Source organism: Chelatococcus sp. KU-N122 (assembly GCF_055391085.1).
Genome location: NZ_AP043981.1, coordinates 624,811 through 639,302 on the forward strand (window position 1 = coordinate 624,811; position 14,492 = coordinate 639,302).

The window sequence follows — 14,492 nt, forward strand, 5'->3', positions numbered from 1 at the left end:
CCCATCTGATCTGTGCCGCGGTAGCCGTTGCGCCGCGTGGAGAAAGGCCGATGGAGGAGGCCCGAGGCTGGCTCGGCCGCAAGATCGCCGACTTCCTCACCAAGGAGCTGGAAGGCTATAGCCCCTCCGCACCGCCCGACCCCGAGGCGCTGGCGCGCGTGCTGCAGCCCGGCGACGTGCTGCTGGTCGAGGGCAACACGCGCATTGCCAGCATCATCAAGTACCTGACGCAATCGACATGGTCGCACGCCGCACTCTACGTCGGCGACATTGCCGGCACGGAAACCGACGGCGAAGCCCACACCCTCGTCGAGGCCGACGTGAAGCACGGCGTCGTGTCCGTGCCGCTCTCCAAGTACGAGCACGCGCACGTGCGCATCTGCCGGCCCGTCACCCTGACGCCGAAGGACCGGGCCGAGGTGGTGCGCTTCGTGACCTCACGCATCGGCCATTCCTATGACATGAAGAACGTGGTCGACCTGGCGCGCTATCTGCTGCCGCTGCCGATCCCTGCGCGCTTTCGCCGCCGCATGATCTCGGTGGGATCCGGCGAGCCGACCCGCGCCATCTGCTCGACGCTGATCGCCGAAGCCTTTCAGCACGTGCGCTATCCGATCCTGCCGCGCATCGAGATCGCCAAGCGCCGCGGCATCACGCACTACGCCCGGGCGGAGCTGATCCACATTCGCCACCACAGCCTCTATGCGCCGCGCGATTTCGACATTTCGCCCTATTTTGCCATCCTCAAGCCCACCATCGAGATGGGCTTCGACTACAAGCGCTTCGTCTGGCACGACGATTCGGCGGTGGCGAAGGGTGTCGGAAGCGGCAGGGCGCCGGTCGGCCGCTTGGGCGTGCCCGATCCGCCAAGGGCACCGCGCTGATAGGGCGCCGCGCGGATAGGGCGTGGCCGCCGAGCACGACGCCGGTTTTTCCCGGCAGGTCCGTCACGCGTTCGCCACCATCGGCGGCACAAGTGCCGCAGCCGTGGGACCTACCCCGTGCCCAGGGAGCGCCTCGCGCTCCTGGTTCAAAAGAGTTGGCGCATATCGATCCGATCGACATGCTCCAGAGCATCGGACCCAAAAGCGGACGCCGGTTTTGGACAATCCGATGCTAAGACAAAAGCGCTAGAGCGGCCGCTCCGATGGCATCGGAGCTGCTCTAGATGTTCGTTCATGACGCGCGCAGAGGCAATCCGGTGAGTTGGACAGGCATGGCGACGAGCCCGCTCATACTGATCGATGGAGCCGTCAAGGCGCTCAGCCAGATCCTGTCTCCGCCGTTCCGGCGTCTCCTGGGCCTCTCCATCCTGCTGACCGTGGGCATCCTGGTGCTGGTCTGGTTCGGGCTGACGCGGCTCTTCAACTACTATCTGTCCAACCACAGCATCAGCGGCTCATATCCGATCCTCGACACCCTGGCCTTCTTCCTGGTCGGGATCGGGCTGTTCGTCGGGCTGGCGTTCCTGCTGCCGCCCGTCTCGGCGCTGGTCTCCGGCTACTTCCTCGACGATGCCGCCGAGGCGGTGGAACGGCAGTACTATCCGGCCGATCCGCCCGGCCAGCCGCTGTCGTTCGGCCGTTCGCTGCTCTATGGGCTGCGCTTCGCCGGCCTGTCGCTCGCCGTCAACATCGTCGCGCTGCTGCTGGTCTTCGTGCCCGGCGTCAATCTGATCGCCTTCTTCGTCGCCAACGGCTACCTGCTCGGCCGCGAATATTTCGAGATGGCCGCCGCGCGCTTCAGGCCCGTGGCCGACGCGGAGGCCATGCGGATCCGCAACCGGGCCACCGTCTTCCTCGGCGGCCTCGTCATCGCGGCACTGGTGGTGGTGCCCTTCGCCAACCTGCTGACGCCGCTGTTCGGCATCGCGCTGATGGTCCACGTGCACAAGGCCCTGAGTCGGGCCGAGGCGGTCGCGCCACCGCAGCTGAGCGCACGCCCGGCCGGCACCGAGGCCAATTAGGCCGGGACCGCCTCAAGCAAGGCCAGGCAAGACCAGGGCCGGATAAATCAAGGCCTGTTAGATCTACGACGTCAGACGTTCTGCGGCGTGTCGGTCGAATCGAACTGCCCGGTCCTGCGGAACCGCCAGAGGTAGGTCGGCACGATGGCGTCGTAGCCCGTCGGCGTGATGCCGATGCCCTCCAGCGTACGCCCCTCGGCCTTGGCCGCCGCCGACACCACGTTGTCGACCTGGAGCATGCGCACCTGGTCGCGGCTGATGCGCAGAATCTGCGGCCAGATCGACAGGGTCACGGTGGTGGCGATTTCGGTCAGCCATGCTTGCAGCCGGGCGAGCGGGAACGGCAGCGCCATGATCGGCCGGCGGCGGCGGGTCGTCGCCAGCACGTAGTCGACCAGCTCGCGCAGGGTGCGGATCTCCGGCCCGCCGAGCTCGTAGATGCCGCCGGCGACCGTGCCGTCCACCGCCCGCGCGATCGCCTCGGCGACGTCGCCGACGAACACCGGCTGCATGCGCGTGTCGGCCCCGGCCAGGGGCAGGACCGGCAGGATGCGGGCGAGCTCGGCGAAGCGGTTGAAGAACTGGTCCTCCGGCCCGAAAATGATCGAAGGCCGCACGACCACCGCACCCGGCACCGCAGCGAGGACGCCGGCCTCGCCCTGGGCCTTGGTGCGTGCGTACTGGGAGGCCGAGTCCGGATCGACGCCGAGCGCCGACACCTGCACCAGTCGGCCGATGCCGCGGGCGGCCGATGCCTCGGCGATGGCACGAGGGCCGAAGGCCTGCACCGCATCGAACCGCTGGCGGCCGCTCTCCTGGAGGATGCCCACCAGGTTGATCACCGCGTCGGCGCCCTCGAGCGCCCGTTCGATGGACGGCCGGTTGCGCACGTTGGCCTGCACCGCGGAGATCTGGCCGACGTTGCCGAGCGGCTGGAGGTGCCCGGCAAGATCGGGGCGCCGCACGGCGACGCGAATGCGATAGCCGCGCTTGGCCAGCGCGCGCACCACGTGGCGGCCGACGAAGCCGGATCCACCGAAGACCGTCACCAGCGTTTCGGAAGGCTGTCGCCTGGTGAAAGACATGGAGCTCTCCGCGGATCTTCCACTCGAGCGCGGCGCGATCGGGCAACACCACCCGGCCGCGAAGAAGCGCCCCAGATTCAAAAACTTGGAGCATTTCGATGCGATCGGATGATGACATCTGATCGCGAAATGCTCTAGTCGGACGAGCGCTTCCTAGTCAATCGGCTCGCAGCTGTATAGAGCGAAGCGGTCACAGCGCGCCGCGACCCGAAAAGGGCCCGCCCGCTCCCACGCACACCTGTTCCATGGCCAAGACACGTTCCCTCGACAGTTTCCGCCGCATCGTCGTGAAGGTCGGCTCCGCCCTGCTGGTCGACCGCGAGCGCGGCCGCGTCCGCGAAGAATGGCTCACGGCGCTGGCCGACGATCTCGCCGGCCTGCACCGCCGGGGCGCCGATGTGCTGGTGGTGTCGTCCGGCGCCATCGCGCTCGGCCGCACCGTCCTGGCGCTGCCCCCCGGCCAGCTCAAGCTCGAGGACGGTCAGGCGGCCGCAGCCGTCGGGCAGATCGCCCTGGCGCGCATCTGGGCCGAAGTGCTGGGGGCGCACGGGATCACCGCGGGCCAGGTGCTGGTGACGCTGTGGGACACGGAGGAGCGGCGGCGCTACCTCAACGCCCGCGCCACGCTCGCCAAGCTGCTGGATTGGCGAGCCATCCCGGTGATCAACGAGAACGACACCGTGGCCACGAGCGAGATCCGCTACGGCGACAACGACCGCCTCGCCGCCCGCGTCGCCACCATGGCCGGTGCCGACCTGCTGGTGCTGCTGTCCGACGTGGACGGCCTCTACACGGGGCCGCCGGCGAGCGACCCCACCGCCACGCTCATTCCGGTGGTCGAGCGCATCACGCCGGAGATCGAGGCCATGGCGGGCGGCGCCGCCTCCGAGCATTCGCGCGGCGGCATGCGCACCAAGATCGAGGCGGCCAAGATCGCGACTCAGGGCGGCGCCCACATGGTCATCGCCTCGGGCCTGGTCGAACGGCCGCTCCGGTGCATTGCCAGGGGCGCGCCCGCCACCTGGTTCCTGTCGCCCTCCACGCCCACCCGTGCGCGCAAGACCTGGATCGCCGGCATGCTCGAGACCCGCGGCACGGTGACCATCGACGACGGCGCGCTGGGCGCCTTGAAGCGCGGCAAGAGCCTGTTGCCGGCCGGCGTCGTGCGCGTCGACGGCAGCTTCGCGCGCGGCGACACGCTGCTCGTGCGCGGCCTCGACGGCACGGAGGTCGGCCGCGGCCTGTCCAACTACGACGCCGACGATGCGGCGCGCATCGCCGGCAAGTCGTCGGTCGACATTCCCGCCATCGTCGGCTTCACCGGCCGCCCCGAGATGATCCACCGCGACGTCTTCGTGCTGGCCGGCGCGCTGAAGGAGCCCGGCTAGTGTGGCGACCGCAAACGGTTGCCCAAACCTTGCCAGAGCCCGAGGCAACCCCTTAATGAGGGCTTGGCTGCGGCTGCGGCGGACGTCGCGCCCGCGACCCATGTTAAGGTGCCGGTGATGAGTGTAGCGCTGCTCTCGGAGCACAAGACCACGACCGAGGCGGAGCGGGCGGTAACGCCCGTCATGATCGAGATCGGCCGGCGCGCCCGCGCCGCCCAGCGTCGGCTAGCCCTCGCCCCCCGGAGACGAAGCGCGCCGGCCTGGCGGCTGCCGCTGCGGCGATCCGCGCCGCGGCGCCGGCGATCCTCGACGCCAACCGCGCCGACATCGAGGAGGCCCGTCGGAACGGGCAGACGGAATCCTACATCGATCGTCTGATGCTCGATGCCGGGCGCATCGAGGCCATCGCCCGCGCGGTCGACGAGATCGCGGCGCTGCCGGACCCGGTAGGCCGCGTCACCGCGCGCTTCGAGCGCCCGAACGGCCTCGTCATCGAGCGTGTGTCGACGCCGCTCGGCGTCGTCGGCGTGATCTTCGAAAGCCGGCCGAACGTCACCGCGGACGCCGGCGCCCTGTGCCTCAAGGCCGGCAATGCGGCGATTCTGCGCTCCGGCTCCGACAGCTTCCGCTCCGCCCAGGCCATCGCCGCGGCCATGGCCGAGGGCCTCGCGTCGGCCGGCCTGCCGGCCCATGCCATGCAGCTCGTGCCGACGCGTGACCGGGCCGCCGTGGGACTGATGCTCGCGGGCCTCGACGGCGCCATCGACGTCATCGTGCCGCGCGGCGGCAAGAGCCTCGTCGCCCGCGTCCAGCACGAGGCGCGGGTGCCGGTCTTCGCCCACCTGGACGGGCTCAATCACGTCTACGTGCATGGCGATGCGGACCTCGAGCTGGCCCGGCGGGTGGTGCTGAACTCCAAGATGCGGCGCACCAGCGTCTGTGGTTCGGCCGAGACGCTGCTGGTCGACCGCGCCGGCGCCGCTCGCCTGCTCGAGCCGCTCGTCGCCATGCTGCTGGAGGCGGGCTGCGAGGTGCGCGGGGACGCCGCGACCGTCGCGGCCGATGCCCGCGTCAAGCCGGCGGTCGACGAGGACTGGCGCACCGAGTACCTCGACGCGGTGATCTCGGTCGGGGTCGTCGACGGTCTCGACGGGGCCATCGACCACATCGAGACCCACGGCTCGCACCACACCGACTGTATCGTGGCCGCCGATCCGGCGGCGGCGGAGCGCTTCATGGCCGAGGTCGATTCGGCCATCGTGCTGCACAACGCATCGACCCAGTTCGCCGACGGCGGCGAGTTCGGGTTCGGGGGCGAGATCGGCATTGCGACCGGGCGCATGCATGCACGCGGCCCGGTCGGCACCGAGCAGCTCACCTCGTTCAAGTATCGCGTCCGCGGCACGGGCCAGACCCGGCCCTGACCGCGGCGCTCAGTGAGCCGCGGCGACGCTTGGCGGCGTGGGCAGCGGTGCGGTCAGGTCCCCCGCCAACTGCAGCGCCTGGGTCAGCTCCTCGACGCTTTCCTTCACCTTCAGCAGATCGGGATGATGCAGGCTGCCGCAGGCCAAGTAGATCGTCGAGCCTCCGGCGGCGATTGGCCTCACCATGAGGATATGCGACGAATTCAGCAGGATTCTCGTATTGTCGTTTCGTTCGGTGACGCGAATGAGCATCGTTGCCTCCGTCCTCCAGCTCCTCCCTTGATCCTCAACGCCGCAATGGTCCTCTCGTTTCAGCCGGCGTCGAGCGCCTGAGCATGGCCGGTCTTCCCATCCTGCCGGCGCACGCCCATGGCATGAATATCGGCCTATTCGGCGGCTCCTTCAATCCGCCGCACGCCGGTCATCGCCTGGTGGCGACCGCCGCCCTGAAACGGCTCGGCCTGCACCGCGTCTGGTGGCTGGTCACACCGGGCAACCCGCTGAAGAACAACAGCGATCTGCCGGCGCTGGAGACGCGCCTGGCGGCGGCGCGGCGGCTGGCGCGGCACCCGCGGGTGTCGGTCACCGGCTTCGAGGCGGAGATCGGCGCGCGCTATACTTACGACACCGTTGCTTACCTTAAGCGCCGCTGCCCGGATGTGCATTTCGTCTGGCTCATGGGGGCCGACAGCTTCGCCAGCTTTCACCGCTGGCAGAACTGGCGACGCATGGCGGCGCTGATCCCGATCGCCGTCATCGACCGGCCGGGCTTGACCATCGCCGCCGCCCGCTCCCGCGCCGCCGAGGCGCTGGCGCGCTACCGGCTGCCGGAGGAGGATGCCCGTCTGCTGGCGGGCAGGCAGCCCCCCGCATGGGTTTTTCTGCATGGCCCGCGCTCGCCGCTGTCGTCGACGGAGCTGCGCGCCGGCGCGCAACCGCTCTCCTCGGCGCAGCCGGCCCGCTAGAGCATGATCCCCGAAAGTGGCCACCGGTTTTTGGACAAGATCATGCTCAAAACAAAGACTTAGAGCAGGATGATGAGTCGAAGATAAATCGCCCAGCTGGCGCGCGGCGGCACACCGGATCATGCCGCGGCGGCATCTTGCCGTGGCGCGGGCCGCACGCGAATTCTCGGCCGCGCAAGTATTGCGGCGCCGTCGTTGAACCGTCGCATCATTAACGCTATGTTCAGCGGCGTGGGCGCGCTTGTCACGCCCTCCACAGAGGACCAGGCACTGAACCACATGCCTCTTCGCGAAGCGGACGTCGCTCCGTTTCCCCCGGCCGCCGGAACCCCGAACCGGCCGGCCGATGCGCAGGCGGGCCGCGATGTCCTGACGATCGCGCGCCACTGTCTCGATGACATGAAAGCCGAAGAGACGGTCGAAATCGACCTCGTCGGAAAGACCTCCCTCGCCGACACCATGATGATCGCGTCCGGTCGCTCGCACCGCCACGTCGGTTCGATCGCGGAGCGCGTTATCGAGGCGTTGAAGGGCGCGGGGGTCGGGCCGATCCGCGTCGAAGGCCTCTCCACGTGCGACTGGGTGCTGATCGACGCCGGAGACCTGATCATTCACGTGTTCAGGCCCGAAGTGCGCGGCTTCTACAATCTGGAAAAGATGTGGGGCGCGAGCCGGCCGGCGGAGCAGGAGCGCCTCGTCGGCTGACGGTCACGCGCGGCGGTGAAGATCGGCCTGATCGCGGTCGGCCGGCTCAAGGCCGGGCCGGAACGGGAGCTCGCCCAGCGCTACCATGAGCGCGCCACGGCGCTCGGCCGGACGCTGGGGCTTTCCGGGCCGGTATTGACGGAGCTCGGCGAAAGCCGGGCGGCGGACGCGTCCACGCGCAAGGCCGAAGAGGCCGCAGCGATCCTGGCCAAGATCGACGCCAAGATCGACCTGGAGCGGACGCGCGAGACGGTGATGATCGCCTTCGACGAGCGCGGCGCCGGGCTGACCAGCGAAGCGTTCGCAGCGCGGGTGGCAGCGTGGCGCGACGGCGGAACGTCTGCGCTGGCGCTCGTCCTCGGTGGACCGGACGGGCTCGCCCCGGTCATCCGGCAGAAGGCCGCCATGACCCTGTCGTTCGGCGCCATGACGTTGCCTCATCAGCTCGCCCGGGTCATCGTGCTGGAGCAGCTCTACCGTGCCATGACAATCCTGGCCGGACATCCCTATCATCGCCCTTAACCGATTCGGCACGGTTCATGCGTGTCATTGCCGTCCCCATCGATGTCGCGCGTCCCGATATAAGCCCCTGATGCAGCCGCCCGCCCCCGCCGCCCTGCTCCTCGTCACGCTCGCCCTTGCCGCCGCGGGCCTGCCCGCAGCACAGCCGGCGGCCGGCCAGACCGAGGCGGCCAAGCCGGCGGACGGCCAGCCGCCCGCGGATGCGGCGGCGCGGGCTCAGCGACTGGCCGACAAGCAGGCGCGCGAGCGCGAGCTCAAGGACATCGAGGCGAAGCAGCAGGCCAACTCCGAGGCGCGCGCCAAGCTCGACGCCGAGATCGCCGCCATCCGCTCCGACCGGGCCCAGCTCAACGGCGCCCTCCTGGAGACGACCGCCAAGGTGCAGGCGACGGAGGAGCGCATCTCCGCGCTCGATGACCGGCTGACGGTGCTGAATGACAGCGCCGCGGCGATCCGGCGGTCGTTCGAGAGCCGGCGGGCGGTGATCGTCGAGGTGCTGGCAGCGCTGCAGCGCATGGGGCGGCGACCGCCGCCGGCCGTGCTCACCAGGCCGGACGACATGCTCGCGGCCGTGCGCACCTCCATCCTGCTCGGCGCCGTCGTGCCGGAGCTGCGCGCCGAGACCGAGACGCTCGCTGCCGATCTCGGCGAGCTGGTACGCCTCTCCGAGAGCATCAAGTCCGATCAGGCCAGCCGCCGGCAGGAGCTGGAGGCCATCGTCGAGGAGCGCCGCCGGCTCGCCTCGCTCATCGAGGCGCGCCAATCACGCCTGAGCGATGCGGAGAAGGATGCGGCGAGCGAAGGCGCCCACGCCGAGGCGCTGGCCAAGCAGGTGACCTCGCTCAAGGACCTGATCGCCCGGCTCGAGACGGAGCTGACCGCGGCGCAGCGCAATGCGGAGTCGGCGCGCCGGGCCGAGGAGGAGCTCAAGGTCGCCCGCGACAAGCTGGCCTCGCTCGCGTTCAAGGACCCGGCGCGGCTGGCGCCCAAGATCGCCTTCGCCGACGCCAAGGGCCAATTGCCGCTGCCGCTGGGCGGCACCCTGGTCTCCAGCTTCGGCAGCCCGGACGGCACGGGCGGCAAGTCGCAGGGCCTGACCATATCGGGCCGTGCCGGCGCCATCGTTTCGGCGCCTTGTGATGGCTGGGTCTCGTTCGCTGGCCCGTTCCGGTCCTTCGGACAACTCTTGATCATCAACGCCGGTGGCGGATATTATGTCTTGTTGGCTGGCATGGATCGGATCAACGTGAGTCTTGGTCAGTTCGTGTTGGCCGGCGAGCCTGTCGCCGTCATGGGAGAGGCTGCCGCGTCATCCACATCGCGCGGCAGCGGGGCAGACGGACCTGATCTCTACGTGGAGTTCCGTAAGGACGGAGGGGCGGTCGACCCCTCCCCCTGGTGGGCGAAGTCTCAAGGCGAAAAGGTTCGCGGATGATGCGGAAAGTTTCTATTCTGATCTGCGGCGCCGTGATGGGCGCCGGCGTGACGCTCGTGGCCACGCAGACGCGACTGATGTCGACGACGAGCGCCGCCGCCGCCTCCGCCGAGATCTATCGCCAGCTCAATCTGTTCGGCGACGTCTTCGAGAAGGTGCGCACCGACTACGTCGAGAAGCCTTCCGAGGGCAAGCTGATCGAGGCGGCGATCTCCGGCATGCTGTCGTCGCTCGATCCGCACTCCAGCTACATGGATGCGAAGAGCTTCAAGGACATGCAGGTCGAGACCCGCGGCCAGTTCGGCGGCCTCGGCATCGAGGTGACCCAGGAGGACGGCCAGATCAAGGTCGTCACGCCGATCGACGAGACGCCGGCCGCCCGCGCCGGCATCCTGACCAACGATCTGATCACCAAGATCGACGGTGAGCCGGTGCAGGGCCTCGCCCTCAACCAGGCCGTCGACAAGATGCGCGGCCCGGTCAACACCCAGGTCAAGCTGACGATCCAGCGGCCCAACCGCAAGGAGCCGATCGAGGTCACGCTGACCCGCGAGATGATCTCCATCCGCTCGGTGCGCTCGCGCGTGGAAGGCGATATCGCCTACATCCGCCTGACCCAGTTCATCGAGCACAGCTTCGACGACCTCAAGGCCGCCATCGAAAAGACGACGAAGGAGATCGGCGAGGACAAGATCAAGGGCTACGTGCTCGATCTGCGCAACAACCGCGGCGGCCTGCTCGACCAGGCTGTCTACGTGTCGGACGCCTTCCTCAACCGCGGCGAGATCGTCTCCACCCGCGGCCGCAACGCCGACGAGACGCAGCGCTTCAATGCCAAGCCCGGGGATCTCACCAAGGGCAAGCCGGTGATCGTGCTGATCAACGGCGGCTCGGCCTCGGCCGCGGAGATCGTGGCCGGCGCGCTCCAGGACCACAAGCGCGCCACGCTGATCGGCACCCGCAGCTTCGGCAAGGGCTCCGTCCAGACCATCATCCCGCTCGGCACCAACGGGGCGCTTCGCCTCACCACGGCCCGCTACTACACCCCGTCCGGACGCTCGATCCAGGCCAAGGGCATCGAGCCGGACATCGAGGTGCTGCAGGACATCCCCGACGAGCTCAAGGGCAAGGACGAGACCAAGGGCGAAGCCGGGTTGAAGGGCCACCTGCGCGCGGCCAATCCGGACAAGGACGACAAGGCCGAAGAGAAATCCGGCTCGTCGGCCTACATCCCGCCGGACCCGGCCAAGGACAAGCAGCTCCAGACGGCGCTCGAGCGCCTGCGCGGCGTCCAGTCGAGCGGCGCGCAGAAGTCGGACAAGGCCCCCGTGCCGAACTGATCCCCGCGCTCCGCAGCGATCGTTGAAAGCAGGACGAAAACGGGCTTCCGGCCCGTTTTCTTTTGCCCATACGATTCCCATATCGGCGACGCAGGGACGACCCTGCCGGGTGATTGCCATTGGACGGGACGACCCCTCCACAGTGAGGGATCTGATGTCCTGGCTCTTCCTCTTCGTCGCCGGCCTGTTGGAAATCGGTTGGGCCATCGGGCTCAAGCAGACCGAGGGTTTTACCCGCCCACTGCCCACAGCGCTCACATTGGCCGCAATGGTCGCGAGCATTGCCTTCCTCGGCTTGGCATTGAAGGAGCTGCCGGTCGGCACCGCCTATGCGGTCTGGACCGGGATCGGCACGGTGGGCACCGTCCTGTTCGGCATCTACCTGCTGGGCGAGCCAGCGTCGGCCTTGCGCCTGCTCTGCATCGCCCTGATTGTGATCGGCATCGCCGGGCTCAAATTGACGGCTTGACCGTCGTACCGGCTTTGTGATGAGCCGCTATGCGTCGGCACGGACGCCGCCCTAAGCTTGTGGCGTCCGTCCCGACGGATGTGGAGGGAGCGTCGTACGGCCTCCCCGAACCAGTCCCGCTCAGCAGCAACGCCCCGCGAGGCCCCCATGTCGCGTCACGACGATCCCGCCCAACTGCCGTATCGGCTCTCCGCCGGCATCATGCTGCTCAACGCCGATAATCTGGCTTTCGTCGGCCAGCGCAAGGCCGACGCCGGACCCGAGCACGTCGACGACACCTACAGCTGGCAGATGCCGCAGGGCGGCATCGACGAGGGCGAAGACCCCTACGTCGCGGCGCTCCGCGAGCTCTACGAGGAGACCAATGTCCGCTCGGTTGCGCTGCTCGCCGAAGCGCCGGACTGGTACGCCTACGACCTGCCGGTCGACGCCTTGCGCAAATCCTGGAAGGGCCGCTATCGGGGCCAGAGGCAGAAGTGGTTCGCCCTGCGCTTCCTCGGCAGCGACGACGAGATCGACGTCGCCGCCCCCGCCGGCCATGAGCCCGAGTTCTCGGCCTGGCGCTGGGTCCCGGTCGCCAGCCTGCCCGGCCTGATCATCCCGTTCAAGCGCCCGGTCTACGAGAAGGTGGTGGAGGCGTTCCTACCGCTGGTCGGCAGGGAACCCGACTAGCGGCGCGTCATATTGATTGTGACTCTTTGCTGTGTTGCGGCGGCCGAGCTGCAAACCTCTCCCCGCCTGCGGGGAGAGGTCGCCTTGCACGCTAGAGCGCTTCGCGATTGGGTGGACTCACCCAATCGCAAGAGAAGCGCTCCAGATTCAAAAGGTTATGAGCATTTCTCTGCAATTGGATGATGCTCATCCAATTGCGAAATGCTCTAGCGCAAGGCGGGTAAGGGGGGCCTCCGGAGAAGGCTCAGGCCGGTCACGGCACGGGGCAAGACCCCTCACCCCTCCCTCTCCCCACAAGTGGGGCGAGGGCGCGCGGCGGCTCCCTCGCTGCCAAACCGTCAATACTTATGTGCAGAGCGACTAGTCACCGATCAGCCGCGTCCGCCCCGCCGGGCAGGGCTGTGGCGCGCCCGCCCGCCGGTCTTGGAGCCAGACGCCGCCCGAGCATGGCGATCAGCCGCCCGTCGATGACCATCAGTCCGGCGCCGACGACAGCGATGCCGACGGCATGCAAGGCGGTCAGCGTCTCCCCGAACAAGGCCCAGCCCAGCAGAAGCGCCCAGGCCGGGATGAGCAGGTTGACGAGCATCAGATTAGTCGCGCCGGCCACCGCCAGCAGACGGTAGAAGAGGATGTACGCGAGCCCTGTCGCGATCCCGCCAATAAAGGCGAGCGCGGCGATCGGCCCGGCCCCAGGCGCCGGCAGGGTCCATGGTTTGTCGATCACCAGTGCGAGGACAAGCATCACGGCCGCGGCGGCCGTCATCTGACCAAAGGCGGCCACCATCGGCGGGACCTCCATCCGGCGGAACCGGCGCGCGTAGATGGCCGAATAGGCGAAGCAGAAGGTCGCGGCCAGACAGGCAATCTCGGCCAGCGCAACCGGCGGGACGCCCGCCACCCGATCCACGCCCGGGCCAACCGCTAGGAGGAAGCTCGGCCCGATGATGAGCACGACGCCGGCGATCCCGATCAGCACGCCGACAAGCTTGATCGCCGACAGCTTCTCGTCTTTTGTCAACGCATGGGCCAAAAGTGCCGTCACCAACGGGGTCGCCGCGTTGAGAATGGCCGCAAGCCCGGATGAGATCACCGTCTGTGCGTAGGCGAGCATGATCCACGGCACGACGTTGTTCCAGAGCCCCATGGTGAAGAAGGCGCCCCACAGCCGGCCGCTGCGCGGCAAAGCGCCCCCCGTCAGCAGGAGCACGGCGGCCAGCACGATCGCGGCGATCGAGACACGTCCCGCCACGGCCGTGAGCGGCGGCAATGCCGTCAGCACGACCCTTACGAGCGCGAAGGAGCCGCCCCAGACGAGCGATAGTCCCACCAAGAGCAGCCAGGTGTTGCGGCCCATGCGCGTGTTGATGGCAGCTGACATCGATGGGAAAAGCCGGTCGGGGACGCAGGGAACGCGTGCGATAGCATGCCCCGCCGCGCTCAGGCACCTCGCTTCAAGCTTGGCACCCCGGCTCCGTGCACGAGCACGTCACCGGTCGGTGGCATCGGCCTCGCGTGGCAGCGCCTTGGCACGCCCTCCCCCGCGCAGCGGCCGCAGCCGCTGCCCCAGCGCAACGACGAGCCGTCCATCGATGACGGCGAGGCCGATACCGACGACGGCGATGCCGATGGCGTGCATGGCCGTCAGGGTTTCGCCGAACGCCAGCCAGCCGACCATGAGGGCCCAGGCCGGGATGAGGAACGTCACCAGCATCAGGTTGGTGGCTCCGGCGGCCGCCAGCAGGCGATAGAATACGATGTAGGCGAGCCCGGTCGCCACGACGCCGGCGCAGACGAGAGCGGCGACCGGCCCGGTCCCCGGTGCCGGCAGCGTCCACGGCCTGTCGACGATCAGGGACAGCGAGATCATCACCGCCGCGGCAGCGGCCATCTGCCCGAAGGCTGCCGCCATGGGCGCAACCTCCATGCGGCGAAACCGCCGCCCGTAGATACCGGAATAGGCATAGCTGAAGGTGGCCGCGAGGCAGACCAGCTCGGCGAGCGCGCCCGGCTGGAAGGCGTCCGCGAGGCCTGCGCCCGGCGCGGCGGACACCAGAAAGCTCGGGCCGACGATCAGCACGACGCCGGCCATGCCGACCAGCACGCCCGCGAGCTTCAGCACCGACAGCTTCTCGTCCGCGGTCAGCGCATGGGCCACCACGGCCGTGACCAGCGGCGTCGCCGCATTGAGAATGGCGGCCAGGCCGGACGAGATCACCGTCTGCGCATAGGCGAACAGGATCCACGGCACGACGTTGTTCCACAGCCCCATGGTGAAGAAGGACCGCCACAGCGGCCAGCCGCGCGGCAGGGCGCGGCCGGTGACCAGGAGCGCCGCCGCCAGGAACAGCGCGGCGATCGACACGCGGGCGGCCACGACCGTCAGCGGCGGCAACGCGGTCAATGCGACCTTGATCAAGGCGAAGGAGCCGCCCCACAGGAGCGACAGCGTGAGCAGGAGCAGCCAATCGCTGCGGCTCATGCGCGTATTGATGGCAACGGACATCGAGGGAAAAGCCGG

Annotated in this window: 14 protein-coding genes and 1 pseudogene; 11 read left to right on the plus strand and 4 right to left on the minus strand. The window is 68.7% G+C overall.

Annotated elements, in window-relative coordinates; translation table 11 throughout:
• The first annotated feature begins 50 nt into the window (after window positions 1-50).
• Window positions 51-884: a YiiX/YebB-like N1pC/P60 family cysteine hydrolase gene (locus ACZ5PO_RS02820; RefSeq protein ID WP_464190045.1), complete on the plus strand. Its 834-nt coding sequence runs from the start codon at window positions 51-53 to the stop codon at window positions 882-884.
• 350 nt (window positions 885-1,234) lie between these two features.
• Entirely contained in the window at window positions 1,235-1,966 is a 732-nt protein-coding gene (locus ACZ5PO_RS02825; protein ID WP_464196630.1) for a sulfate transporter family protein, read from the plus strand.
• 71 nt (window positions 1,967-2,037) lie between these two features.
• On the opposite strand, the gene ACZ5PO_RS02830 is transcribed toward ACZ5PO_RS02825, so the two are convergent.
• On the minus strand, window positions 2,038-3,051 hold the full coding sequence (locus ACZ5PO_RS02830; RefSeq protein ID WP_464190047.1) for a complex I NDUFA9 subunit family protein: 1,014 nt from the start codon (window positions 3,049-3,051) through the stop codon (window positions 2,038-2,040).
• A gap of 245 nt (window positions 3,052-3,296) precedes the next feature.
• On the opposite strand from ACZ5PO_RS02830, the gene proB reads away from it, so the two are divergent.
• Both proB and ACZ5PO_RS02840 read left to right on the plus strand, forming a co-directional pair.
• Window positions 3,297-4,439: a glutamate 5-kinase gene (gene proB, locus ACZ5PO_RS02835; protein ID WP_464190049.1), complete on the plus strand. Its 1,143-nt coding sequence runs from the start codon at window positions 3,297-3,299 to the stop codon at window positions 4,437-4,439.
• Between the two features lie 117 nt (window positions 4,440-4,556).
• Window positions 4,557-5,863: pseudogene (locus ACZ5PO_RS02840) on the plus strand (glutamate-5-semialdehyde dehydrogenase).
• Window positions 5,864-5,872: 9 nt separating this feature from the next.
• On the opposite strand, the gene ACZ5PO_RS02845 reads toward ACZ5PO_RS02840, so the two are convergent.
• A complete protein-coding gene (locus ACZ5PO_RS02845) occupies window positions 5,873-6,115 on the minus strand; it encodes a hypothetical protein (RefSeq protein ID WP_464190052.1) in 243 nt (80 codons plus the stop codon).
• 83 nt (window positions 6,116-6,198) lie between these two features.
• On the opposite strand from ACZ5PO_RS02845, the gene ACZ5PO_RS02850 reads away from it, so the two are divergent.
• The 7 genes from ACZ5PO_RS02850 (at window position 6,199) to ACZ5PO_RS02880 (ending at window position 11,971) form a co-directional block, all read left to right on the plus strand.
• Window positions 6,199-6,828 (plus strand): nicotinate-nucleotide adenylyltransferase, encoded by a 630-nt coding sequence (locus tag ACZ5PO_RS02850; protein ID WP_464190055.1) that lies wholly within the window; start codon window positions 6,199-6,201, stop codon window positions 6,826-6,828.
• A gap of 279 nt (window positions 6,829-7,107) precedes the next feature.
• Window positions 7,108-7,533: a ribosome silencing factor gene (gene rsfS / locus ACZ5PO_RS02855; protein ID WP_464196632.1), complete on the plus strand. Its 426-nt coding sequence runs from the start codon at window positions 7,108-7,110 to the stop codon at window positions 7,531-7,533.
• Window positions 7,534-7,548: 15 nt separating this feature from the next.
• Window positions 7,549-8,055 carry a 23S rRNA (pseudouridine(1915)-N(3))-methyltransferase RlmH gene (rlmH, locus tag ACZ5PO_RS02860; protein WP_464190057.1) on the plus strand — a complete coding sequence of 169 codons (507 nt, stop codon included), beginning with the start codon at window positions 7,549-7,551 and terminating at the stop codon, window positions 8,053-8,055.
• 70 nt (window positions 8,056-8,125) lie between these two features.
• On the plus strand, window positions 8,126-9,490 hold the full coding sequence (locus ACZ5PO_RS02865; protein ID WP_464190059.1) for a murein hydrolase activator EnvC family protein: 1,365 nt from the start codon (window positions 8,126-8,128) through the stop codon (window positions 9,488-9,490).
• The gene (locus tag ACZ5PO_RS02870) at window positions 9,490-10,830 is read left to right on the plus strand and encodes a S41 family peptidase (protein ID WP_464196634.1); all 1,341 of its coding nucleotides are present in this window, start codon (window positions 9,490-9,492) and stop codon (window positions 10,828-10,830) included. Before ACZ5PO_RS02865 ends, ACZ5PO_RS02870 begins: the two co-directional genes overlap by 1 nt.
• A 154-nt stretch (window positions 10,831-10,984) precedes the next feature.
• On the plus strand, window positions 10,985-11,299 hold the full coding sequence (gene sugE, locus ACZ5PO_RS02875) for a quaternary ammonium compound efflux SMR transporter SugE (RefSeq protein WP_464190061.1): 315 nt from the start codon (window positions 10,985-10,987) through the stop codon (window positions 11,297-11,299).
• Window positions 11,300-11,446: 147 nt separating this feature from the next.
• A complete protein-coding gene (locus tag ACZ5PO_RS02880; RefSeq protein WP_464190064.1) occupies window positions 11,447-11,971 on the plus strand; it encodes an RNA pyrophosphohydrolase in 525 nt (174 codons plus the stop codon).
• Between the two features lie 364 nt (window positions 11,972-12,335).
• Here ACZ5PO_RS02880 and ACZ5PO_RS02885 read toward each other — a convergent pair whose 3' ends face one another.
• Together ACZ5PO_RS02885 and ACZ5PO_RS02890 are read right to left on the minus strand one after the other, a co-directional pair.
• Window positions 12,336-13,352 carry a DMT family transporter gene (locus tag ACZ5PO_RS02885; RefSeq protein ID WP_464190066.1) on the minus strand — a complete coding sequence of 339 codons (1,017 nt, stop codon included), beginning with the start codon at window positions 13,350-13,352 and terminating at the stop codon, window positions 12,336-12,338.
• Between the two features lie 108 nt (window positions 13,353-13,460).
• Window positions 13,461-14,453 carry a DMT family transporter gene (locus tag ACZ5PO_RS02890; protein ID WP_464190068.1) on the minus strand — a complete coding sequence of 331 codons (993 nt, stop codon included), beginning with the start codon at window positions 14,451-14,453 and terminating at the stop codon, window positions 13,461-13,463.
• Between the last annotated feature and the right edge of the window lie 39 nt (window positions 14,454-14,492).